Origin of the sequence: Mesorhizobium norvegicum, from assembly GCF_004919685.1 — a bacterium.
Taxonomy (GTDB): Bacteria; Pseudomonadota; Alphaproteobacteria; order Rhizobiales; family Rhizobiaceae; genus Mesorhizobium; species Mesorhizobium norvegicum.
Window position 1 is genome coordinate 24,674 of record NZ_SMYZ01000021.1, and the last position, 22,757, is coordinate 47,430.

Sequence of the window (22,757 nt, forward strand, 5' to 3'; positions counted from 1 at the left end):
CCATCCGCCAACGAGGAATATTTTTCTCTTGGCCGGGATGCTTTCAGAAAAGCGATTGCATCCCGACAGGCGATGCGCGAGTGCGTTCCTTCTGGTTTCTCACGCCCGCGCGTAGAACTGCAAGCCTGTTCAGGATTCCGCTCGCGCCCATGTCGCACACTGCTCCCAAACTCAATGCCTTTCCTGTCTTCATGCGGGTCGAGGGGCAGACCGTGGCCATCGTCGGCGGCGGCGAAGAGGCGCTGGCCAAGGCGCGGCTGATCGGACAGTCGAGCGCGGTCCTGCGCATCATTGCGGAACACGCCGAGCCCGACCTGCTCGCCTTCATCGCCCAGACCGGCACGAACCATCTTGCCGCCGCCTACGACGCGTCGCAGCTCGAAGGCGCGGTCATGGTGTTTGCCGCCAGCGGCGACGAGGAACTCGATCGCCGTGTGGTCACGGATGCGCGCCGCTTAAGCATTCCGGTCAATGCCGTCGACCGGCCAGAGCTTTGCGATTTCTTCACCCCGGCGCTGGTCAACCGCGCGCCGGTCGCCATAGCCATCGGCACGGAAGGTGCAGGCCCGGTGCTTGCCCAGATGCTGCGCGGCCGCATCGACCGCATGCTGTCGCCGTCGCTCGGGCCGCTGGCAATTCTTGCCGCTTCGTTTCGCGGGGCTGCCGAGAAGCTGCTGCCGAGAGGCAATGCCCGCCGCCGCTTCTGGAATGATTTCTTCGCTGGCGCTCCTGCCCGCGCGGCTGAAGCCGGCCAGCTTTCGCAGGCGCATGACGCCGCCGTCGATCTTCTGCTGTCGAACACGCCTGCTTGCGGCCACATCGCCCTGGTCGGCGCCGGTCCAGGCGCCGAGGATCTTTTGACCTTGCGTGCCCATCGTTTGCTGATGGAAGCCGATGTCATCGTCCATGATGCGCTGGTGCCGGAGGCGGTCGTTGCCATGGGTCGCCGTGATGCCGAGCGCCTGCCGGTCGGAAAACGCAAGGGCTGCCACAGCAAGAGCCAGGCTGAAATCAATGCGCTGCTGGTCGAGCTTGGCCGTGAAGGCAAGCGCGTCGTGCGGCTGAAGTCGGGCGATCCGCTGGTGTTCGGCCGGGCCGGCGAAGAGATGGCGGCACTGCGTGATGCCGGCATCGCCTATGAGGTGGTTCCGGGCGTCACCGCGGCCTTTGCCGCCGCCGCCGATTTTGAACTGCCGCTGACCTTGCGCGGTGTTTCCTCGTCGATGGTGTTCACCACCGGCCATGACCTCAAGGGCAATTCGCTGCCCGACTGGGCCAAGCTCGCCATTTCCGGCGCCACGGTCGCCGTCTATATGGGCCGCTCGGTCGCGGCCGAGGTTGCCGGCCGGCTGATCGAGGCCGGGCTGTCGCCGGATACGGCGGTGGCCGTGGTCGAGAATGCCAGCCTCGCCAACCGTCGCCGCTTCCACGGCACGCTTGCCGACCTGCCGTCGCTGGAAGCGCGGGCCGATCTTTCCGGCCCGGTCATGACCATCATCGGCGATGCGGTCGCCGGCGCCAATTTTGAACGGTCCGAGCCGCTCGCGGCACACAGGCATGAAGGCGCGTCCAGTTCGGTCGCCGAAGGAGTTCAGCAATGAAGATACTGACCGCCAACCGCCTCACCGACGGCATTGCCGTCTGGTACGCCGATGGGGGCTGGGCCGAGACGGTCGACCATGCCGACCTTGCCCATGACAAGGCGGCCGAGGATCGGCTCGAGGCAATCGGCGCCAAGGCGTATGCGGCCAACGAAGTGGTCGACGTGAATTTGATCGATGCGGACGTCGTCAACGGCGTCGTCGAGCCGGTGCGGTTGCGCGAGAAGATCCGCGCTGCCGGCCCGACCATCCGCAGCGATCTCGGCAAGCAGGCTGCCAAGCAGGCAACTTGGGCAGCATAACCAAGACACCAGGCATGGGCGGACGCGCCCTGAAAGACGAAGCATGTACCGTTACGATGAGTTCGACCACGATTTTGTCCAGGCCCGCGTCGCCGAGTTCAGCGACCAGGTCCAGCGCCGGCTGGCCGGCGAGATCACCGAGGACCAGTTCCGGCCGCTCAGGCTGATGAACGGCGTTTATCTTCAGCTGCACGCCTACATGCTGCGCATCGCGGTGCCCTATGGCACGCTGAACGGCAAGCAGTTGCGTATGCTCGGCCACATCGCCCGCAAATACGACAAGGGCTACGGCCATTTCACCACGCGCCAGAACATCCAGTTCAACTGGCCGGCGCTGTCGGACATTCCGGCGATCCTGGCCGATCTGGCAAGCGTCGAGATGCACGCCATCCAGACCAGCGGCAATTGCATCCGCAATGTCACCGCCGACCATTTCGCCGGTGCCGCAGCCGATGAGGTCGCCGATCCGCGGCCCTATGCGGAAATCCTGCGCCAGTGGTCGTCGGTGCATCCGGAATTCTCGTTCCTGCCGCGCAAGTTCAAGATCGCGGTGACGGGTGCCGAGCGCGACCGCGCCGCCATCCAGACGCATGACATCGGCCTGCATCTGAAGAAGAACGCTGCCGGCGAACTGGGTTTCGCCGTCTATATCGGCGGCGGCCAGGGCCGCACGCCGATGGTGGCCCGCAAGATCCGCGACTTCCTGCCGGAAGCCGACCTCTTGTCCTACTGCACGGCGATCCTGCGCGTTTACAACCTCTATGGCCGCCGCGACAACAAGTACAAGGCGCGCATCAAGATCCTCGTGCACGAGACCGGCGTCGAGGAAATCACCCGCCAGGTCGAGGCCGAGTGGCAGGAGTTGAAGAACGCCGAGCTGAAGCTGCCGGAAGCCGATATCCGCGCCATCGAGGCCTATTTCGCGCCGCCGGCGCTCACCGAGCGGCCGGAAGGCGACCAGGCGGTCAAGCTGGCGCGTCTGGATTCCAAAGGGTTCTCGGAGTGGCTCGACCAGAACGTCGTGACGCACCGCCATCCCGACTACGCGGCGGTGACGATCTCGCTCAAGGGCATCGGCGAGGTGCCGGGCGACGCCTCGGACAGCCAGATGGAAGCGGTCGCCGACATCGCCGAGACATATGCCTTTGACGAGCTGCGCGTCAGCCATGAGCAGAACTTGATCCTGCCGCATGTGGCGCGCGCTGACCTCAAGGCGGTCTATGATGCGCTGGTCGGCATCGGCCTGGCGACGGCCAATTCCAATTTGATATCGGACATCATCGCTTGCCCGGGCCTCGATTATTGCGCGCTGGCGACGGCGCGCTCGATTCCGATCGCGCAGGAAATCTCGCGCCGCTTCGCCTCGCTGGAACGGCAGCGCGAGATCGGCGAACTGAAGCTGAAGATCTCCGGCTGCATCAACGCCTGCGGCCATCACCATGTCGGCCATATCGGCATCCTCGGCGTCGAGAAGAAGGGCTCCGAGCTCTATCAGGTGACACTGGGCGGCTCGGCCGACGAGAACACCTCGGTCGGCGAGATTATCGGCCGCGGCTTCTCCTCGGAAGAGATCACCGACGCCATCGAGCAGATCGTCGAGACCTATCTCGGCCTTCGGCTCGACCCACAAGAAAAATTCATCGACGCCTACCGCCGTGTCGGTCCCGCGCCGTTCAAGGAGGCGCTCTATGCTGGCGAAACCAAGGCCGCTTGACCGTATTGCCGATGTCGATGACGGCATCGCCGCCAAGGCGGCGGGACTCGATGCGCTTTACGGTCATCTGAAGCCGCTCGAGATCATCGAACGCTCGGCCCGCGAACTGTTCCTCGACGAGATCGCTGCGGTGTCGTCGTTCGGCGCGGACTCGGCTGTGCTGCTGCACATGATCGCCAAGATCGACCGGACGCTGCCGGTCATCTTCCTCGACACCGGCAAGCATTTCGAGGAGACGCTCGGCTATCGCGACGCGCTTGCCGCCGATTTCGGGCTGACCAATATAAGGGTGATCAAGCCAGAGGAAGCGGCGCTCGAACGGATCGATCCGACGGGCAATCTGCACCAGAGCAACACCGACGCCTGCTGCGACGTGCGCAAGGTTGAGCCGCTGGCGCGGGGCGTTGCCCCCTTCCGTGCCTGGTTCACCGGCCGCAAGCGCTTCCAGGCCTCGACCCGGGCGGCACTTCCGGTGTTCGAAGCGGTCGGCCCGCGCATCCGTATCAATCCGCTGGCGCACTGGACGACATCGGATCAGGCGGACTATATGCGCGCGCATGCGCTGCGCGAAAATCCGCTGGTCGCCTATGGCTATCTGTCGATCGGCTGCTTCCCGTGCACGCAGCCCGTGCAGCCGGGCGAGGACGCGCGCAGCGGCCGCTGGGCCGGTCATGCCAAGACCGAGTGCGGCATTCACCTGTCGGGGCTGGAGAAGTCGCTGACCGACGCATCCCTTTAGGGTATGTAGATATTCAGCCGGCCTGCAAACGGCAGCTTCCTGCGCTTCCGGTGCTCACGTACTTCAAGTACGCTACGCTCCGGTTCTCGGAAGCCACCATTTTCGGCGCGGCCTGACCTGAATCTCAACACACAATGAGCTTCTTTGAGTTTTTAGGAATTTTTGATGACTGAACCGACGATACCGGAGACCCGCCTCTGGACCCCGACAGGTTTTCGCGAGGACGATTGGGCCTATGCCGAAAACGCGGATGCGCTTTCCGGCAATGGCCGCTTCATCCTGCCGCTGCAGGCGTTTCTCGATCTCGAGCCGGAGGTGCGCCGGTCAGCCAAGGAGCGGCTCGGCGTCGTGCTGCAGCCGGGCGATCAGCTCGAAAAGATCGCCGATCTGCTCGACCAGCTGCCTTTGGTGACGCTGGCCTTCCCGGCCTTCAACGATGGACGCTCCTTCTCCAAGGGTGAGTTGCTGCGCAGCCGCTACGATTTCGAAGGTGCGATGCGCGCCACCGGGCAGGTTCTGGTCGACCAATTGCCGCATATGCTGCGGCTTGGCTTCGATGAGTTCGAGATCTCGAATCCGGTGCTGTTGAAGCGGCTGGAGGAGGGCCGCACCGGCGGGTTGGGGCTCTACTACCAGCCAGCCGCCGTGCCGGAGCCCAAGGGCCCAAAATATTCCTGGCGCCGCCTTCGCAACAGCTGACGCAACGGTAGTTCCGTACGCCTTTACATCAGCTGTGATCGGGCCTTCTCTTGGTCGTCCGGACGGAAACATCCGCCGGGTGAGAGGGAGGAGATCATGGATTTCGACTATGTCATTGCCGGCGGCGGGTCCGCTGGCTGCACGCTTGCCGCGCGGCTCTCCGAAGATCCATCGAAAACGGTCTGCCTGATCGAAGCCGGCGGCGAGGGCAAAGATCTGCTCATCCGCGCCCCGGCAGGCGTCATCGCGCTGCTGCCGGGTCGGCCGAAGATCAACAACTGGGCGTTCGAGACGGTGCCGCAGCAGGGGCTTGGCGGGCGCAAGGGTTACCAGCCGCGCGGCAAGGCGCTGGGTGGTTCCAGTGCGATCAATGCCATGCTCTACACACGCGGACACCACGGCGACTATGACGAATGGGCCGATCTCGGCTGCACCGGCTGGTCATGGGACGAGGTGCTGCCGTATTTCCAGCGGGCCGAAGGCAATGAGCGCGGCACCGATGCCCTGCATGGCGGCGACGGGCCGCTGCGGGTTGCCGAACAGCAAGAGCCACGTGCGCTCTCCCGGGCCTTTGTCGAGGCCTGCGGCGAAAACCAGATCCGTCGCAACGATGATTTCAATGGACCGGAGCAGGAAGGGGCGGGGCTTTATCAGGTCACGCAATTCTGGGGCGAACGCCGCAATGGCGAGCGCTGCTCGGCGGCGGCCGCCTATCTGCATCCGGCCATGGACCGCCCAAACCTTACCGTCATCACCGGCGCGCATGCCACGGGCATCGTCCTTGACGGCAAGCGGGCCACCGGCGTGCGCTACCGCGTGGGCAAGGGCGAAGCCGTTGCGAAAGCCAGGCGCGAGGTCATCGTCTGCGGTGGTGCCTTCGGCTCGCCGCAGCTCTTGTTGCTGTCCGGGATCGGGCCAGCTGTCGAGCTTGCAGCGCACGGAATTCCGGTCGTTCATGAGTTGCCCGGCGTCGGTAAGAACCTGCAGGATCATCTCGACTTCATCATGGGCTGGACATCAAGGGATGCCGACATGATGGGCATCGGCCTGCGCGGTCTGCCTGGCCTGCTGCGGCATCTGCGGCGCTGGCGCAAGGACGGCAGCGGCATGATCGCCACGCCCTACGCGGAGGGCGGCGCCTTCCTCAAGTCCGACCCGGCGATCGATCGGCCCGATCTGCAATTGCATTTCTGCATCGCCATCGTCGATGACCATGGCCGCAAGCTGCATATGGGCTATGGCTTCTCATGCCATGTCTGCGTGCTGCGGCCGCAGTCGCGCGGCGAGGTCGGGCTGTCGACGCCGGACCCGCTGGCGCCACCGCGCATCGATCCGCGATTTCTGTCCGACGAACGCGACGCCGAGCTTTTGCTCAAGGGCGCCAGAATGATGCGCGCCATATTGGAGGCGCCGTCGCTGGCCAAATACCGCCATAAGGAAATCTACACCGCCGGCGTTTCGAGCGATGCCGAGCTGATGGCGCATATCCGGGCTCGTGCCGATACGATCTATCACCCGGTCGGCACCTGCAAGATGGGCATCGACGATATGGCCGTGGTCGACCCGCAGCTTCGCGTGCACGGCATGCAAGCCTTGCGTGTTGTCGACGCCTCGGTGATGCCGACGTTGATCGGTGGCAACACCAACGCGCCAACCATCATGATCGCCGAAAAGGCAGCTGATATGATCAAGGCTGCCTGATTGGAATTCTGGTCGAACCAGTGGGGCTGGTTTTGCCTGTTGTGGAATACTCTGTGAGGATGCTGGTGCCAATCGACATCAACTGGTCTTACCAATTGTGCGATTTGCGCTTTCCCTTTCGCCATCCTGCCCTTAGGATAGGTCCATTATTTCGCGATCCGAAATAAATATGGCCACAAGGGAGGAACCGGAAATGGCTGGCAAGAAGATACTGATGCTCGTTGGCGAGTTCAGCGAGGAATATGAGATTTTCGTCTTTGAGCAGGCGATGCATGCGGTTGGCCACACCGTGCATGTCGTCTGCCCGGACAAGAAGGCGGGCGATATATTGAAAACGTCGCTGCACGACTTCGAAGGCCACCAGACCTACACGGAAAAACTTGGCCACGACTACATCCTCAACAAGACGTTTTCCGAGGTGGACCCAGCCGGATACGACGCCGTCTATGCGGCGGGCGGGCGCGGGCCGGAATACATCCGCATCGACAAGCGGGTACAGGCGCTGGTGCGGCATTTCCACGAGGCCGGCAAGCCGATCTTCACCATCTGCCATGGCGTGCAGATACTGATCGCTGTCGACGGCGTGGTGCGGGGCCGGGAAGTCGCCGCACTCCATTACTGCGAGCCGGAGGTCACGCTCGCCGGCGGCATCTATATCGACGTTGCGCCGACCGGCGCCCATGTCGACGGCAATCTCGTTTCAGCCAAGGGCTGGCCGGGCCTGTCCAACTTCATCCGCGAATGCCTGAAGGTGCTGGGCACCGAGATCCGCCATGGCGAGATCCTGATGCGTGACGAGCGCCAGGCGGCCTGATCCAGGATTTTGGGCCGCCGTGCCAATGGCGCGGCGGTCTTGCTACACCGCCGCCCGTGCCTCGCGGAACGACACCAGCTTGCGGCGGTTCTCGTCCCACAGTGCAAGTTTGACGCAGCGCAGGCTTTCGAGCAGCGTGACGCGGCCGATGTTGCGCAGTTCGGGATAATCCCGCAGCACTTCCTGCAACCGGTAGCAAGGCACCTTGGCAGAGAGGTGGTGGACGTGATGGACACCGATATTGCCGGTGAACCAGTTCAGCACCGGCGGCAGGTCGTAATAGGACGATCCGTGCAGGGCGGCGTGCTGGAATTCCCAGTCGGCATCCTTCGCCCATTCCGTTTCCTCGAACTGGTGCTGGACGTAGAACAGCCAGATGCCGGCTGAACCGGCGAGGATGACGATCGGCAGATGGACCACCAGGAACGCGCCGGGGCCGACGAACCAGATGACGACGGCTGCTGCAACCGCGATGCCAAGATTGGTGGTCATCGACGACACCCAGGGCGTCAGGCCGCCGCGCATCATGCCGACGGGCAGCCTTTGCTCGAAGATGAACAGCCAGATCGGCCCGAGCCCGAACATCACCAGCGGGTGGCGATAGAGACGATAGGCAAGACGGCCTCGCCATGACATCTGCCGGTATTCGGCAACGGTCAGCGTCCTGATGTCGCCCATGCCGCGTTCGTCGAGATTGCCGGCGCTGGCATGATGCGTCGCGTGAGCGCGCCGCCAGCAATCGTAGGGCGTCAGCGTCAGGATGCCGAGCGCGCGGCCGATCCAGTCGTCCGCGTAGCGATTGGCGAAGAAGGAGCCGTGGCCGCAATCGTGCTGGATCATGAAGATGCGCACCAGAAACCCGGCCGCGGGAAGGATCAGGATCAGTCCCCACCAATGGCCATAGGCATAGGCCGCCGAGGACAATCCCCAGAGCACGGCGAACGGGATGAGTGTGATGGCGAGTTCGATGGTGCTGCGCCGCCTGTCAGGCTTCTTGTAGCGCGCCAGAATCTTCAACCAGGCGCGCTTGCTGTTGGCGACCGCCTCAGGGGAAATCATGTTCATCAGGAAGCATAGGCGGGGTGCCACGCCACCGCAAGACAGCAATCACGCAAAATTACTGTGCGTAATTGTCGCGTGGTGGCGGTCGAGCCTGCCAACCGCCGGCCCGACCCATTGATGATACGCCGCCGAAGTGGCTGGCTTTCAAGTCCGATCGTTCAGGAATCCGAAGCTCTCTTTGTCGCGTTACCGCCGGCGCCAACCGACGTCACCGTTCTCCGCTCCGTCGAGGCGGTCGAGCAATTCTCTGAATCGGTCAGGGATGTCGGCCTCGGTGCGGAAGGCCGGCAAGGTGCGCAGAAAGCGCGTCACCGTCTCGGCGCCGAACTGGCGTCTGACCTCGGTGGCCAGCTTTTCTGCCTTTTCGCCCTTGTTGCGGGTCATCATCTCAAAATCCTGTGTCGGCTTCGAAACTCCTCCAGCAAGGGAATGGTTCCCGCATAACGCCTTTGTGGCAAGCAAAGCCGGCGGTTAGGGTAAAATTTGAACTAAAATCGAAATGCCTTGGCTGTCATTGTCCAGCCCTGACGGATCGCCTCCACTATCGCTTACCCCTTGATTTTTGGCTGCCAAACCTCGATATCGGGCACAAAATCCACATCATTCGAGATTGACGGGAAACGGCGATGAGCGACCAGGCAAAAGACGAACGCGCGCCCGATGAAGTCGAGGCGACCGAGGCCACTGCCGAGCGCACGGAAGGCAGCATCGACGGCGACTATGAAGCCCTTGTGCGGCTGCTGAAGGAAAATGAAGAGCTGAAGGACCGCGCGCTGCGCGTGGCGGCCGAGATGGAAAACCTGCGTCGTCGCACGGCGCGCGACGTGCATGACGCGCGCACCTATGCGGTCGCGAATTTCGCGCGCGACATGCTGTCGGTGTCGGACAATCTGCGCCGCGCGCTGGACGCTATCCCCGCCGAGGCCAAGGCGTCGGGTGACGCCGGCTTCAAGGCGCTGATCGAAGGCGTCGACTTGACCGAGCGCGCCATGCTGTCGGCGCTGGAACGGCATGGGGTCAAGAAGCTCGCGCCTGAAGGCGAGAAGTTCGATCCCAATTTCCACCAGGCGATGTTCGAAGTGCCCAACCCGGATGTTCCGGCCAATACGGTGGTCCAGGTCGTGCAGCCGGGCTATTCGATCGGCGACCGCGTGCTGCGCCCGGCCATGGTCGGCGTCGCCAAGGGCGGTCCGAAGCTTGCCGCCGCTGAAGCGCCGGTCGAGCCGGGGCCGGTGAACGAACAGGCTGAGAAGGATGCGTGAGGTAGGGAGTAGGGAGTAGGCAGTAGGGAAACTAGGGCAGTCGTATCAATCGCGCGGCTTCGTGCTATTCATACTGCCTAATCCCTAATTCCTACTGCCTTAGCCTCATGAACTCCATCGCGCTTCTCGACTATGCCGGTGTCGCCGTCTTCGCGGCGACCGGGGCGCTTGCGGCCTCGCGCAAGCAGCTCGACATTATCGGCTTCCTGTTCCTGGCCAGCGTCACCGGGATAGGCGGCGGCACGCTTCGCGACGTCATCCTCAACCTGCCGGTTTTCTGGGTCGCCAACTCCAGCTATGTGCTGATCTGCGCCGTGGTTGCGGTGCTGGTCTTCTTCAGCGCGCACCGTGTCGAATCGCGCTGGAAATGGCTGCTCTGGCTCGACGCCATCGGGCTCGCCGCCTTTTCGGTGATGGGCGCGGCCAAGGGACTTGCGATTACCGGTTCGCCGGTCGTCTCCGTCATCACCGGCGTGCTCACCGCCACTTTCGGCGGCATTCTGCGCGACCTCCTTGCCGGCGAGCCATCGGTGCTGCTCAGGCCCGAAATCTACGTCACGGCAGCCCTTGCGGGTGCCGGGCTCTACACACTTGGCGATCTTGCCGGACTGCCGCCGCTCGCCTCGGACCTCGCCGGTTTTGCGGCGGCGTTCCTCGTGCGTGGCGGCGCGCTCAAATTCGGCTGGTCGTTTCCGTCCTACAAGAGCCGACCCGGCCGACGGCCGGAAGACATTCCGTGAAAGGAGCGAATAGCGAATAGGGAGTAGCGAATAGGGGTTAAGCGGGACAAAGCCCGCTACATTCTATTCGCTATTCGCTATTCGCTATCACGCCGCGAAGCGCTGGGCTTCCCCGCCGTAATAATTGACGTAGCGGGCGCCGATTTCCTTGACCGGCATGACGACGAACACGTCGACCGTCGAGAATTCGCGATCGATGACGCAGCCGTCACCGATGCGGGCACCGACGCGCAGATAGCCCTTGACCAAAGGCGGCATCGCCGCGATCGCCGCCTTGGCATTGACCGCCTCGATCGGCATCAGATCCATCGAGCAGTAGCGCCCGGTGACGGCGCGCACGTCCCAGGCCGAATTCGTCCGGCAGTGATGGGCGAGGTAGGTGAGCGCCTCAGCATGCGCCGCCGGCACGGTGCCGTGGAAGGACGCGCAACCGGTCATCACACCGATTTCGTAATGGTTGATGTAAGCCCAGATGCCTTGCCACAGCGCCTCGATTGTGCGCTTCGAGCGGTATTCCGGCAAAACGCAGGAGCGGCCGAGTTCGAGAAAACGCTGGCCGGGGTGACGAGCGATGAGCTTGGTCAGCTCAAATTCGCCTTCCGAATAGAACCCTCCGGCCGTGGCCGCGATTTCTTGCCGCAGCAGCCGATACGTGCCGACGATGCGGCGATGTTCGGGGCCGGAAAGCGTGGTGTCCAAAACCAGCAGATGGTCGCAGAGCGGATCGAACCGGTCGGCATCACGGCGGTCATGGGCCTGGAACAGGTCCTTCCTGGCGCCAAGTTCGTCGTAAAACACCCGGTAGCGCACTTCCTGCGCGGCCGCGATCTCGGCTTCGTTGCGAGCGAGCCGCACTTCAAGATTGCCTATACGGCCCAGTGCCGCGCCCTTTATGACGCAATCGACGTTACGTCCGGCAAGCAAGGCGCTGCTGGCGTTCGGCCGAGTGTCACATTCCGGCATAACTGTATGCACGAGTGATTCTCCTTCGAGCCATCCCTCTTGGCACGGGGATACGGTGTAGGTGCAACAGGATTGTGACAGTACCGTGATACGACGTCGTGGGCAATACTTCGTCGGCTGGCGAATACGATCAACCGGCTACGTTTAAGTGATCGCGCAGCTCGGAATGGGCGGTGGAAAGCTCAGGCCGCGACGACCTGTCCCTCTACGGCATTGACCAGCGCCTCAGGGTCGAGCGGCTTGGTGACAAAGCCGCTGGCGCCATGGGCCAGCACCGCATGGCGGGTCTTTTCCTGGCTGTCGGCCGACAGCACCATGATCGGCACCGGCGACACGGCGGTTTCTTCCTCATGGCGGCGGATGGCGGCAATCGCGTCCAGCCCGTCCATGACCGGCATATGCAGATCCATCAAGACCACGTCGAAGCGGTCTCTGTGCCCGGCGCCGGTGACGGCCTCGACGGCGGCCTTGCCGTTGCCGACCACCTTGACGCGATGCCCGGCCTTCAACAGCGTGGCGCGGGCCAGCATGGCGTTGATGTCATTGTCCTCGGCGATCAGCACCGACAGGCCGCGCTGGCGGTTGCCGACGGCGCGCAGCGTCGGCGCGCCGCGCTTTTCCGGCTGCGGCTGGGCGAGGCTGGGAGCATGGCTGCTCAACAGCACACGCAGAAGCGTTCCGCCACGCACCGGCCTGGCCAGGAAGGTTGCGTAGCCGCTGGCGCGGAACTCGCCAAGCATGCCGCGGTCGGTCGGCGCGATCAAAGTGATGGCCTCGCAGTCGGAGAAACCGCTCTGGCGCAGGCGCTTGAGTAGCCTTCCGTCGCTTTCTTCCATGGCCGCATCGACCAGAATCACATCGCAGCCGGCGGCGAAGGGCGCGGCCTGTGCGGCGGTGGTGGCGACGTCGACCGCGCCGCCATTGGCGCGGATGGTGCGGGCGATGGCGTCGGCCTCGACGGCGTTTTTCGACAGGATCACCGCGCGTCTGCCCGAGAGCGCGTTCTGGCGGCCCTGCGGCGCTTCGGTGGCCGCTATCGCCGGGATTTCGAAGACGAACTCGGATCCCTGGCCGAGCCGGCTGGATACCGAGATCGTGCCGCCCATGGCGGCCACTAGGCGCCTGGAGATGGCAAGGCCGAGGCCGGCCCCGCCATGCGTGCGCGTCGACGTGCCGTCGGCCTGCTCGAACTCCTCGAAAATGCGTTCCAGGTCCTCATCATGCAGGCCCGGACCGGTATCGGCGATGGTGAAGCATACGCGGTCGCTGGTTTCGGTGCGCGCGCGTGCGATGCTCACCAACACGCCGCCGCTGTCGGTGAACTTGATGGCGTTGCCGATAAGGTTGAGCAGCACCTGCCTGACCTTGCCCGGATCGGCGGTGATCAACTGCGGCACGTCGGGTTCGACATGGCAGCCCAGCCCGATACCCTTGGCGAAGGCGCGCGCGGCCAGCAACTCGATGATGTTGTCGGCGATCTCGCGCACCGACATCGGCTGCGGCTCCGGGTCGAAGCGCCCGGCTTCGATCTTGGAGTAGTCGAGAAGATCCTCGATCAAGGCAAGCAATGCGCTGGCCGAGGTCGAGACGGCGCCGACATAGGTCTGCTGCTCCGGCGACAGGCTGGTGTCGGCCAGCAACCTGGCCATGCCCATGATGCCGTTCATCGGCGTGCGAATTTCATGGCTGACGGTGGCGAGGAAGCGCGATTTGGCCTGGCTGGCATATTCGGCCCGCTCGCGTGCGGTGATCAGCGAGGATTCGGCGCGTTTGCGGGCGGTGATGTCGCGAGCGATCGCGCGATGCGAAACCGCATCGCTGTCCTTGTCGCGCACCGACAGTTCGATCCACGAGAACCAACGCGGCCCGCTCGGCGTACTGATGGCGACATCGGTGGAACTCAGGCACTCATGGTCGGAAAAGGCGGCATCGGGAACGATGCCGACCTCGATGCCGAGCTCCGCCAGGGTCTTGCCGGCAAGGTCGCGTTGATCGATTTCGACGAGATCGGCGAAGACCTTGTTGGCATAGACGATGTAGCCATCGCGGTCGCGATGGATGACGAGATCACCAAGCGCGTCGATCAGGCCGCGAAAGCGCTCATCGCTCTCCTGCATTTCCCACATGCGGTCGGCCAGCGTCTCGATCTCGGCGCGGCTGCGGGCAGTAGTTTCGTCAAGAAGGGCGGCGGTGCGGTGTTCGCTCCGCCTGGCGCGCAGATGCATGGCAAGGCCGGCAAGGCCGGTTGCCAGCAATGCGACGCTGATGAAGATCGGTGCCCCGGTCAAATGCGCCAGGCCGGCCACCACGACGATGGCGACGAATGTCAGAAAGGGCAGGCCTTCGCGCCTGGAGAATTCCGGCTCGGGCACCAGCGTCGGCGCGGCTACGAAGCGCCGCGTCGACGTCGGCGGGGGCGCCGCATCGACGTCGTCACCAGTGTCCGCCTCTTGGCTGCCGGATTCCGCGATCATGCGAAATCCTTGCCAGACAGAGATTATGGAAAATTGCGGCGGATCGTTCGAATTTTAGCGGATGAGCGCTTTTTGCTGCCGCAGCGGCGGATTTGCCACCAGAAATGGCGATTTCCGTCCGCCTTCCCCGGCAGTCGAGCGGGTTCACATGTTCACGACGACGCGGCCGCGGATCTTGCCGTCGACGATGTCGCGCGCGGCATCGATGATGCCGTCGAAACCGATGGTCCTGGACAGGCTGGCGAGCTTCTGCAGATCGAGGTCGGTGCCGATGCGTCGCCATGCCTCGAGGCGGACTGCCTTCGGCGCCATCACCGAATCGATGCCGAGCAATGAGACGCCACGCAGGATGAAGGGAGCGACGCTGGTCGGCAGGTCCATGCCGCCGGCCAGGCCGCATGCGGCGACCGCGCCGCCATAAGAGGTCATCGAGAGCACATTGGCCAGCGTGTGGCTGCCGACGGCGTCGACGCCGCCGGCCCAGCGCTCCTTGGCCAGCGGCTTGGCCGGCTGGGCAAGCTCGTCGCGCGATATCACTTCGGCGGCGCCAAGGTTGATCAAATAGGGGCTTTCGGCATTGCGGCCGGTGGAAGCAATGACATGGTAGCCGAGGCTGGACAGGATCGAGACCGCGACCGAGCCCACGCCGCCGGCCGCCCCCGTCACCACCACCGGGCCGCGATCGGGCAGGATGCCGTGCCGCTCCAGGGCCATGACGCAGAGCATGGCGGTATAGCCTGCGGTGCCGACGGCCATCGCGTCATGCGGGCTGATGCCTTGCGGGAGCGGCACCAGCCAGTCGCCCTTGACGCGGGCGCGGCCGGCGTAGGCACCGAAATGGGTTTCGCCGACGCCCCAGCCGTTCAGGATGACCTTGTCACCAGCGCGCCAGTCGGGATGGGAAGACGAGATGACGGTGCCGGCGAAATCGATGCCCGGCACCAGCGGCCAGCGGCGGATCACCGGCGCCTTGCCTGTGATGGCCAGGCCATCCTTGTAGTTCACCGTCGTCGCCTCGACCGCGACGGTGACATCGCCTTCCATCAGGTCGGCTTCGGTGAGATCGGTCACGGTTACCGACTGCTTTTTCTCGGCGTCGCGCGAAACGAGGATGGCTTTGAAGGTTTCGGACATCTCTTTCTCCGCGATCTTTGGCGACATGAACTGTGCGGCGATGGCCGCACGGGGTCAATCTTTGGAAGGCCTGGCTTTGGAAGGCCCGGCTTTGGAAGGCTTGGCGTTTGAAGGCCTGGGCTCGCGCCGCCAGCCGAACAGCTCGTCGAAGACGACCAGCGCCGCACCCACCGAGATGAAGGCGTCGGCAAGGTTGAAGACGGCGAAGGACCAGACCGGCGTATGGAACAGGATGTAGTCGATGACGTGGCCGTAGACGGCGCGGTCGATCAGATTGCCGAGCGCACCGCCGACGATCAGCGCAAAACCGGTGCGGGCAAGGATCTGGGACGGCGCGATCCGCGTCGCCAGGAACAGCACGAAGGCAACGACCGCAAGCGAAATGACGATCAGCCCGGTGTCGCCGAAGGACGAGAACATCGAGAAGGCGATGCCGGTGTTGTAGGTGCGAAACAGCGCCAGGAAAGGCACCAGATCGAGCTTTTCCTGAAAGGCGAGACTGGTCTCGACCAGGTGTTTTATCCATTGGTCAAGCGCGATGGCCGCGACGACGAGCAGTGCGTAGGGAGACCATGATCTCACGGGCAGGCAACCTTCATTGCTGATCCACGATTGGTTCGAGCTTCAGCGCGCCGCGCCGGATCTCGAACAGCATGATGCCGGTGGCAACGGCCAGATTGAGCGAATCGGCACGGCCCGCTTGCGGAATCCTGAGCAGCCTGTCGCAACTCGCAGCCAGGCTTTCGGGCAGTCCCTGCTGCTCGTTGCCCATCATCAGCAGCACGGGTCCACGGGAAAAATCGACCGAGCGGTAGTCGACGGCGCCTTTCAGGTGGGTGCCGGCGACGAGGCCTGAAAACCCGCCTCGCCAGGCAAGGAAAGCCTCGGTTGTCGCCTTGGCCACCGGCACGGCAAAGATCGAGCCCATGGTGGCGCGCACTGTCTCCACGGAAAAAGGATCGGTGGTGTCGCCGACCAGGATGACGCCCTTGGCGCCGACGGCATCGATGGTGCGGATGACGGTGCCGAGATTGCCGGGATCGCGCACCCGGTCGAGCGCCACCCAGACGTCGCCATTGTCAGCGCGGACATCCTTCAAGGCCAGGAATTTTTGCGAAAAGACGCCGACCACCATTTGCGGATTGTCGCGACGGGTGATGGCGACGAGCACCTTTTCCGACACTTCGAGCACCATGCCGCCGGCTGCAACCGTGCGTGCCGCGACCTTCTCCACCGCCGCGTTGCCGCGCCCGGCCTTGGCGAAAACCAATGTCCTGATGTGCCAGCCGAGATCGAGCGCATCGATGACCAGCTTCAGTCCTTCGGCCATGAAGGCGTTCTGCTGGTCGCGGAATTTCTTCTGCGCGAGCGCCTTGATGTCCTTGACCAGCGGATTGGCGAGGCTGGTGACTTCCTTCACCTGCCCGGGTGCGCCTGCGTGCCGCTCGTTCATTCAGGACTCCCGGGCATTCAGGCCACCCAACGCGAAAACAATGAGGTCGAAAGCGCCCGGCCGGCGGACTTTTCTCGGATGATCAGCTCACCCGATTCGATCTTGCCGCCCATGCCGGCAAAGGTGTCGCGCATCAAGGCATGGATGGCGAAGAAGGAGGCGCGGATCGAATAGGCGGTCAGCACCACGGCAAGCGGCTTCGGCGTCAGGATCGCGCGGCAAAGGTCGGTCAAATCAGGCAGGTTCTCGAACAATTGCCAGACCTCGCCCTTGGGGCCGCGGCCATAGGCCGGCGGGTCGAACAGGATGATGTCGTAGCGGCTGCCGCGGCGCTCCTCGCGCTCGGCGAATTTCACCGCGTCGTCGACGATCCAGCGGATCGGCTTGCTGCCGAGCCCAGCCATCTCCTGATTTTCGCGGGCCCAGCCGATCGCTTTCTTCGAGGCATCGACATGGGTGACCTCGGCGCCGGCGCGGGCTGCCACCAGCGAGGCAAGACCGGTATAGCCGAACAGGTTCAGCACCTTGACCGGCCGCTTCGCCGCCGCGATCAGCCCGGCCATGTGGTCCCAGTGCGAGGCCTGCTCGGGAAAGACGCCGACATGGCGAAACGAGGTGAAACGGCCGAGATAGTCGATGCCGTCATGCTTCATCGGCCAGGTCTCGCCGAGCGGCGTCTTGGGGAAACGCCAGCGGCCGATGCCTTCCTCGTCGGTATCACCGGTGAAGATGGCGTCGGCGCGCTCCCAGTCTTTTGCCGGCAAGGCCTTTTGCCAGATCGCCTGGCCCTCGGGCCGCACGATCCGGTAAGGGCCGTATTGTTCGAGCTTCTGACCGGCGCCGCTGTCGAGCAGCGCATAATCGGCATTGGGCGCGACTTCCAGGATCACAGGAAGCTGCTCGCTGGGCAGAGCGCCTTCGCGGCGGGCCAGGATGCGCGGCGCCGCTTTCGGCTCGGAACGGTTGTCCGCCTTCGCCTCGTGCCGCTCGCGCGGCGGCGCTTCCGGTCGGGCAGGAGCCTGGCCGGTACGCGGACGTGACGCGTCCGCCGCACCCTTTGCGGATGGATGCGGACGGTTGTCGCGGCGTTTGTCGCGAAAAGACTTCAAGCGGGGGCAACTCCGAGCGGCGTGGCCGCTTTTGACATAGGGCAACCGGCTTCGCAACCAAGTCCGACACGCCGGCCTTCCCGGTTTATGTCGGCCGGCGATGGACCAATGTCAAAGAAACAGGCAAATCTGCTGGATGTCCCGCTCCGAACGCCTGCTCGACCTGATCCAGTCCTTGCGTCGGCATCGCCGGCCGGTGAGCGGGCAGGCGCTGGCCGATGAGCTTGGGATTTCGATCCGCACGCTCTACCGAGATATTGCGACGCTGCAGGGCCAAGGTGCGCCGATCGAGGGTGAGGCGGGGCTGGGTTATGTGCTGAAGCCCGGCTTCATGCTGCCGCCGCTGATGTTCAGCGACGAGGAGATCGAAGCCATGGTGCTCGGCTCGCGCTGGGTCGCCAAGCAGCCGGACCAGCGTCTCTCGGCCGCCGCCGCCAATGCTTTGGCCAAGATCGCCGCCGTGCTGCCGGACGATCTGCGCGAGGATCTCGACGCGAGCACACTGCTGGTCGGCCCTCCCGCCGCGGCCATCGAGGGCATCGACCTTGGTCTGGTGCGGCAGGCCATCCGCAACGAGCGCAAGCTCGGCTTTTTATACCGCGATGCTGGCGGCGCCGCGTCCGAACGTGTGGTTTGGCCGTTTGCGCTGGGGTTCTTCGACAAGGTGCGGGTGGTGGTGGCGTGGTGCGAGATGCGGCAAGATTTCCGGCATTTTCGCGCCGATCGCATCGCCGAGCTTCAAGCAACAGATACGCGCTATCCGCGCCGTCGCCAGGCACTGCTCAAGGAATGGCGGGCGACGCTCGACAAGCCGCGTGGTTCGTGACGGCTGCTGCCAGAAACTGACAGTAGCCTATCCTATGGTCGCCAAGTCGAAACGCTGAACCTTGGAGAGCAGACATGACCACCCCGAATTTCGTCATCCTCTATGTCGACCAGCCGCAACAGAGCGGTGCCTTCTACGGTGCACTGCTCGGCCGTGAGCCGGTCGAAAGTTCGCCGACCTTCGTGCTGTTCGTTCTCGACAACGGCTTCAAGCTCGGCCTCTGGTCGCGCCACACGGTGGAGCCGGCTGCTGCCGCGGCAGGCGGCGGCGCCGAAATCGTCTTTGCGCTGCATACGCCCGATGCGGTCGATGCCACTCATGCCGACTGGTCCGGGCGCGGGCTGACAATCCTGCAGACGCCGACCGACATGGATTTCGGCCGCACCTTCGTTGCGCTCGATCCCGACAATCATCGCCTGCGCGTCTACTGGCTGTCCGATGGGGAACAGGCCAATGGGGAACAAAAATGAGCGCGTACTGGATCGCGGTGGCCTCCGCCGAGCATGTCCGGCGCGGCCGTGCCGCCGGCTTCATGCAGGTCAACCACGGCAAGGCGGCACCGCTGCGTCGCGTCAAGCCCAGCGATGGCATCATCTATTATTCGCCGACCATCATTATGGGCCAGAAAGACGGCCTGCAGGCTTTCACCGCAATCGGCACGGTGCGGGAAGGCGAACCCTATCAGGGCGTCATGGGTGGCGGTTTCACACCGTTCCGCCGCGACGTCGAGTGGACAGCGGCTGAAGAAACGCCGATCAAGCCGTTACTCGACAGGCTGGACTTCACCGCCGGAAAGTCGAACTGGGGTTATCAGCTTCGGTTCGGCCTTTTCGAAATCGGGGATCACGATTTTCGTGTCATCGCCGAGGCGATGGGCGCCAAAATGGCTGCTATAGTAAACTAGGCGGTGAGCGCCTTGTAGACGGCAATGCCGGCGGCAAGGTCCTCGAGCGCCGCGCCGACCGACTTGAACAGCGTGATCTCGTCGGCGCTTTCGCGGCCCTTCTTCTGGCCGCGCGCCAATTCGTGCAGATCGGCGACGATGGCTTCCGGCTTCAGCACGCCGGAGGCCAGCGGCTGCACGATGTCGCCGGCTTCCTTGGTGGCGCCGGCGCGGGTGTCGACATAGACGCGGGCGAGCCTGATCGCATCATCATCGCTTTCGCGCATCGTAGGCGTAAAGCCGCCGACCAGGTCGACATGGGTTCCCGGCCGCAACAATGCGCCCTTGATCAATGGCGTGGTCGTGATCGTCGCCGAGGAGATGATGTCGGCCTGCCCAAGCTCGGCATCGAGATCACTTGCGGCGCTGGCCGCGAAGCCTTCGGCGCGCAGATCGGCCGCGACCTTCTCGGCATTGGCCGGGGTGCGGTTCCAGATGCGGATGGTCTTGATCGGCCGCACGGCTGAGTGCGCCTTGGCGAGGAAGGGCGACAGCGCGCCGGCGCCGACCACAAGCAGCCGCGAGGCATCGTCGCGGGCCATATAGGAGGCCGCAAGTGCCGAAGCGCAGGCCGTGCGCCATTGGGTCAACCGCTGGCCGTCGATCAAGGCCTCGGGTTCGCCGGTGGCGCCGTTGAGCAGGAGATAGAGCCCCATCACCGCGGGCTTGCCGATGGCGTTGTTGTCGGGCGAAACGGTGACGATCTTGACGCCGACGTGACCACCGGCCGACGTGCCGGCCGCGTTGAGGTCGGTCCAGGCCGGCATCAAAAGCAGGGTGGAGGCCGCGCCATCGGGCCGTTCGATCGTATGATGGTGCCTGACCGGCTGCACCGCACCGTCGCGAAACGCCGTGCGCAGCGTCTCGACCAATCCGGGAAAGGTCAGCGCATGGTCGACCTCTGCGGCCGAAATGGTCAGCATGAAAAACTCCGTGGGGACAAAACCGCCGACAGGCGGTTCAAGTGGTCGGCTTCGGCAATGCCGACCCTTGGGCCGACCCTTGAGCCGCCCCCTGGGCCGATCCTTGGACCGGGCTTTGCGGTGCCGCCGGCGCACGGCTGACCGCCTGGCGCAGGTTCTCGGCCTCGACGCCACGCTGGCGCGCCAGCTTGCGGTAGCGGCCCTGCTTGACCCAGGTTGCCAGGCTGCCGACGATCATGCCGATGGCGAGCGCCAGGAACAAGAAGATGAACAGCGGCAAAGTCAGTGTCAGCTTGGGATTGCCGGGGTTGAACGGATCCAGCGTGAAGGCGACCAGTTCGCGATTGGCAACGGCGAGTGCGATCAGGATGATCGCCAGGGGCACGAAGATCACGATGAGCATGAAGCGATTGAACATGATGTTTTCCGTCGGAAGCTGGCCTGTCCGAAAGGCCGTCTGGCGCTGACGCGCCTACTTGCCGCCGTTCAGCCTTTCACGCAGTTCCTTGCCGGTCTTGAAGAACGGCACCCATTTCTCCTCGACCTCGACGGATTCGCCGGTGCGCGGATTGCGGCCGGTGCGGGCGGGACGGTTTTTCACCGAAAAAGCGCCGAAGCCACGCAACTCGACCCGGTTGCCTTCGGCAAGGGCGTCGGTGATTTCATCGAAGATCGCGCCGACGATGTTTTCGACGTCGCGCAGGAAAAGATGCGGATTGCGCGTGGCAATAATCTGCACAAGTTCGGACTTGATCATGAGACGGGTCCCCGTGAAAGCAGTGCGGTCAAATTTATGAGGATGATTTTATTTGCTTTTTTCACTTGCCCCCAAACGGCATCTCAAGGGTGCCAGACGGAAACGAGACCGTCAAGAAACAAGCGGTCGGCACCGAGTTCATGGATGACGTCGCTGCTATAGGCCGGCAGGCCGAGCGCATTGCCGATCGTTTGCGCCATCGCCTTGGAGAACAGGAAGCCGCCGCGCCGTTCAGTGTCCTTCCATTCGACGACCTTGAGTTTGGCATCGACGCCCTTGGTCGCCAGCCAGTCGACCGCTTCGGTCTCGCCGCCGACGGCGTCGATCAGTCCGTTGGCGACACCCTGGCGACCGGTGAAGATCGAGCCGTCGGCAAGCACCAGCGCTTGCTCGCGGGTCATCTTGCGGCGCTCGGCAACGATGCCGACAAACCAGTCGTAGCTGTCGAGGATGAGCTTGCGGACCATGGCGCGCTCGTCGTCATTGGTCGGCTTGAAAGGCGAGGGGGCGGCTTTCAGCGGCGAGGACTTCACTTCCTCCAGCTTGACGCCGAGCTTGTCCATCAGGCCGCTGACATCGGGATACTGGATCAACACGCCGATCGAGCCGACGATCGAAGTCTTGCGGGCAACGATGTGATCGGCGGCACTGGCGATCATATAGCCCGCCGATGCGGCGAGCGTGCCGACTTCCGCCACCACCGGCTTGTCGGCAGCCAGCTTGCGCACCTCTTCATAGATCGATTCACCGCCGACCGTGGTGCCGCCAGGCGAATCGATCGACAGGATCACGCCTTTCACCTTCGACGACAGGCGGATGGTTTCCAGCCGCTTGATCAGTTCCTCGTCCTCGGTGATGGTGCCTTCGATCCTGACCTTGGCGATATGGTCGACCGCCGAGCCGCCGAAATCGTCGCCATAGAACCAGGCTGAAAGCGCAATCACCCCAAGTGCAACGATGCCTATGGCGACGACGCGCCAGAATGTCAGCTTGCGCCGCAAACGGCGGCGGTCGATCAGGTCGTCGGCTCTCAGTGCCATGGTCAGCCTTTCAGTCGGCGGGAGGAGACGCTTTTAGACCATGATCCTTCCATCGGGAAGCAGTTCTCTTTCCCGGCAGTGTCTCAGTTTGAAATTTGCGGAAACGCCTAATCCTTTGGCCGAGTTGTGCAAACGCCCTATATACCGGCAAAAGGCATAGGCATAGGAGACGTCATGATCGCCAAACACACAACCGCCGAAGATATGGCTCGAACTGTAGGTGTTGACCCGAACACATTCCGCGAAGCGTTGCGTAATGTGAAGCACCCTCGGAAACGCAACACTGATTGGGAAGTGAAAATTGGCAGCCCATCGTATTCGGGAATGCGCACCGTTCTTGTTGGTCTCATACGGCGGAAGGCGGCCTGACGCTGACCGGATCTAAGGCCAAAAGCGTCCCGCCGAAGTGATCGGCAACGCCGTTAGCACCATGCGCATTGCCAACATCAAGCCGCCGACCAACGCGCTTCTCTGGTTTCAAATTTCAAACTGACCTCTTTC

25 protein-coding genes are annotated in these 22,757 nt (G+C 63.7%); 13 read left to right on the forward strand and 12 right to left on the reverse strand.

Going from position 1 to position 22,757, the window contains the following annotated elements; translation table 11 throughout:
- Nucleotides 1-149 precede the first annotated feature (149 nt).
- The 7 genes from cysG (at nucleotide 150) to FCU66_RS07970 (ending at nucleotide 7,570) form a co-directional block, all read left to right on the forward strand.
- Nucleotides 150-1,601: a siroheme synthase CysG gene (gene cysG / locus FCU66_RS07940; protein ID WP_136618509.1), complete on the forward strand. Its 1,452-nt coding sequence runs from the start codon at nucleotides 150-152 to the stop codon at nucleotides 1,599-1,601.
- Nucleotides 1,598-1,903 carry a DUF2849 domain-containing protein gene (locus FCU66_RS07945; RefSeq protein ID WP_136618510.1) on the forward strand — a complete coding sequence of 102 codons (306 nt, stop codon included), beginning with the start codon at nucleotides 1,598-1,600 and terminating at the stop codon, nucleotides 1,901-1,903. Before cysG ends, FCU66_RS07945 begins: the two co-directional genes overlap by 4 nt.
- A gap of 43 nt (nucleotides 1,904-1,946) precedes the next feature.
- Entirely contained in the window at nucleotides 1,947-3,617 is a 1,671-nt protein-coding gene (locus tag FCU66_RS07950) for a nitrite/sulfite reductase (RefSeq protein WP_136618511.1), read from the forward strand.
- Nucleotides 3,592-4,356 carry a phosphoadenylyl-sulfate reductase gene (locus tag FCU66_RS07955; protein ID WP_136618512.1) on the forward strand — a complete coding sequence of 255 codons (765 nt, stop codon included), beginning with the start codon at nucleotides 3,592-3,594 and terminating at the stop codon, nucleotides 4,354-4,356. Before FCU66_RS07950 ends, FCU66_RS07955 begins: the two co-directional genes overlap by 26 nt.
- 165 nt (nucleotides 4,357-4,521) lie before the next feature.
- Nucleotides 4,522-5,055, forward strand: coding sequence for a DUF934 domain-containing protein (locus tag FCU66_RS07960; protein WP_136618513.1), 534 nt, complete (start codon nucleotides 4,522-4,524; stop codon nucleotides 5,053-5,055).
- A 96-nt stretch (nucleotides 5,056-5,151) separates the two neighbouring features.
- Nucleotides 5,152-6,756, forward strand: coding sequence for a GMC family oxidoreductase (locus FCU66_RS07965; protein WP_136618514.1), 1,605 nt, complete (start codon nucleotides 5,152-5,154; stop codon nucleotides 6,754-6,756).
- Between the two features lie 193 nt (nucleotides 6,757-6,949).
- On the forward strand, nucleotides 6,950-7,570 hold the full coding sequence (locus FCU66_RS07970; RefSeq protein WP_136618515.1) for a DJ-1/PfpI family protein: 621 nt from the start codon (nucleotides 6,950-6,952) through the stop codon (nucleotides 7,568-7,570).
- Nucleotides 7,571-7,612: 42 nt separating this feature from the next.
- Here FCU66_RS07970 and FCU66_RS07975 read toward each other — a convergent pair whose 3' ends face one another.
- Together FCU66_RS07975 and FCU66_RS07980 are read right to left on the reverse strand one after the other, a co-directional pair.
- Nucleotides 7,613-8,635 (reverse strand): fatty acid desaturase, encoded by a 1,023-nt coding sequence (locus tag FCU66_RS07975; protein ID WP_136618516.1) that lies wholly within the window; start codon nucleotides 8,633-8,635, stop codon nucleotides 7,613-7,615.
- 183 nt (nucleotides 8,636-8,818) lie between these two features.
- Nucleotides 8,819-9,019: a hypothetical protein gene (locus tag FCU66_RS07980; protein ID WP_136618517.1), complete on the reverse strand. Its 201-nt coding sequence runs from the start codon at nucleotides 9,017-9,019 to the stop codon at nucleotides 8,819-8,821.
- A 239-nt stretch (nucleotides 9,020-9,258) separates the two neighbouring features.
- Here FCU66_RS07980 and grpE point away from each other — a divergent pair, with 239 nt between their 5' ends.
- Together grpE and FCU66_RS07990 are read left to right on the forward strand one after the other, a co-directional pair.
- Nucleotides 9,259-9,894 (forward strand): nucleotide exchange factor GrpE, encoded by a 636-nt coding sequence (gene grpE / locus FCU66_RS07985; RefSeq protein WP_136618518.1) that lies wholly within the window; start codon nucleotides 9,259-9,261, stop codon nucleotides 9,892-9,894.
- 107 nt (nucleotides 9,895-10,001) lie between these two features.
- Entirely contained in the window at nucleotides 10,002-10,634 is a 633-nt protein-coding gene (locus FCU66_RS07990) for a trimeric intracellular cation channel family protein (protein ID WP_136618519.1), read from the forward strand.
- Nucleotides 10,635-10,721: 87 nt separating this feature from the next.
- Here FCU66_RS07990 and olsB read toward each other — a convergent pair whose 3' ends face one another.
- The 6 genes from olsB to FCU66_RS08020 all read right to left on the reverse strand — a co-directional run bounded on the left by olsB (nucleotide 10,722) and on the right by FCU66_RS08020 (nucleotide 17,767).
- Nucleotides 10,722-11,597 (reverse strand): l-ornithine N(alpha)-acyltransferase, encoded by an 876-nt coding sequence (olsB, locus tag FCU66_RS07995; protein WP_168991907.1) that lies wholly within the window; start codon nucleotides 11,595-11,597, stop codon nucleotides 10,722-10,724.
- 182 nt (nucleotides 11,598-11,779) lie between these two features.
- The gene (locus tag FCU66_RS08000; RefSeq protein WP_136618521.1) at nucleotides 11,780-14,071 is read right to left on the reverse strand and encodes a hybrid sensor histidine kinase/response regulator; all 2,292 of its coding nucleotides are present in this window, start codon (nucleotides 14,069-14,071) and stop codon (nucleotides 11,780-11,782) included.
- A gap of 144 nt (nucleotides 14,072-14,215) precedes the next feature.
- On the reverse strand, nucleotides 14,216-15,205 hold the full coding sequence (gene acuI / locus FCU66_RS08005) for an acrylyl-CoA reductase (NADPH) (RefSeq protein ID WP_136618522.1): 990 nt from the start codon (nucleotides 15,203-15,205) through the stop codon (nucleotides 14,216-14,218).
- A gap of 54 nt (nucleotides 15,206-15,259) precedes the next feature.
- Nucleotides 15,260-15,787 (reverse strand): signal peptidase II, encoded by a 528-nt coding sequence (gene lspA / locus FCU66_RS08010; protein ID WP_136618523.1) that lies wholly within the window; start codon nucleotides 15,785-15,787, stop codon nucleotides 15,260-15,262.
- Nucleotides 15,788-15,800: 13 nt separating this feature from the next.
- Nucleotides 15,801-16,658 carry a TrmH family RNA methyltransferase gene (locus tag FCU66_RS08015; protein ID WP_126070538.1) on the reverse strand — a complete coding sequence of 286 codons (858 nt, stop codon included), beginning with the start codon at nucleotides 16,656-16,658 and terminating at the stop codon, nucleotides 15,801-15,803.
- 17 nt (nucleotides 16,659-16,675) lie between these two features.
- Entirely contained in the window at nucleotides 16,676-17,767 is a 1,092-nt protein-coding gene (locus FCU66_RS08020) for an RsmD family RNA methyltransferase (protein WP_136618524.1), read from the reverse strand.
- A gap of 136 nt (nucleotides 17,768-17,903) precedes the next feature.
- On the opposite strand from FCU66_RS08020, the gene FCU66_RS08025 reads away from it, so the two are divergent.
- The 3 genes from FCU66_RS08025 to FCU66_RS08035 all read left to right on the forward strand — a co-directional run bounded on the left by FCU66_RS08025 (nucleotide 17,904) and on the right by FCU66_RS08035 (nucleotide 19,497).
- Nucleotides 17,904-18,593 carry a helix-turn-helix transcriptional regulator gene (locus FCU66_RS08025; protein WP_136618525.1) on the forward strand — a complete coding sequence of 230 codons (690 nt, stop codon included), beginning with the start codon at nucleotides 17,904-17,906 and terminating at the stop codon, nucleotides 18,591-18,593.
- Between the two features lie 74 nt (nucleotides 18,594-18,667).
- Nucleotides 18,668-19,063: a VOC family protein gene (locus FCU66_RS08030; RefSeq protein ID WP_136618526.1), complete on the forward strand. Its 396-nt coding sequence runs from the start codon at nucleotides 18,668-18,670 to the stop codon at nucleotides 19,061-19,063.
- Nucleotides 19,060-19,497: an EVE domain-containing protein gene (locus tag FCU66_RS08035; protein WP_136618527.1), complete on the forward strand. Its 438-nt coding sequence runs from the start codon at nucleotides 19,060-19,062 to the stop codon at nucleotides 19,495-19,497. The genes FCU66_RS08030 and FCU66_RS08035 overlap by 4 nt, the downstream gene beginning before the upstream one ends.
- Here the strand turns inward: FCU66_RS08035 and lhpI are convergent.
- From lhpI to sppA, 4 genes are all read right to left on the reverse strand, one after another.
- Nucleotides 19,494-20,459 carry a bifunctional Delta(1)-pyrroline-2-carboxylate/Delta(1)-piperideine-2-carboxylate reductase gene (gene lhpI, locus FCU66_RS08040; protein WP_136618528.1) on the reverse strand — a complete coding sequence of 322 codons (966 nt, stop codon included), beginning with the start codon at nucleotides 20,457-20,459 and terminating at the stop codon, nucleotides 19,494-19,496. The genes FCU66_RS08035 and lhpI overlap by 4 nt on opposite strands.
- A 37-nt stretch (nucleotides 20,460-20,496) precedes the next feature.
- Complete coding sequence (locus FCU66_RS08045; protein WP_136618529.1) at nucleotides 20,497-20,877, reverse strand: LapA family protein; 381 nt, start codon at nucleotides 20,875-20,877, stop codon at nucleotides 20,497-20,499.
- Nucleotides 20,878-20,931: 54 nt separating this feature from the next.
- The gene (locus tag FCU66_RS08050) at nucleotides 20,932-21,216 is read right to left on the reverse strand and encodes an integration host factor subunit beta (RefSeq protein WP_006200394.1); all 285 of its coding nucleotides are present in this window, start codon (nucleotides 21,214-21,216) and stop codon (nucleotides 20,932-20,934) included.
- A gap of 83 nt (nucleotides 21,217-21,299) precedes the next feature.
- Entirely contained in the window at nucleotides 21,300-22,256 is a 957-nt protein-coding gene (gene sppA, locus FCU66_RS08055; protein ID WP_136618530.1) for a signal peptide peptidase SppA, read from the reverse strand.
- 174 nt (nucleotides 22,257-22,430) lie between these two features.
- Here sppA and FCU66_RS08060 point away from each other — a divergent pair, with 174 nt between their 5' ends.
- Complete coding sequence (locus FCU66_RS08060) at nucleotides 22,431-22,625, forward strand: hypothetical protein (RefSeq protein ID WP_136618531.1); 195 nt, start codon at nucleotides 22,431-22,433, stop codon at nucleotides 22,623-22,625.
- Nucleotides 22,626-22,757 lie beyond the last annotated feature (132 nt).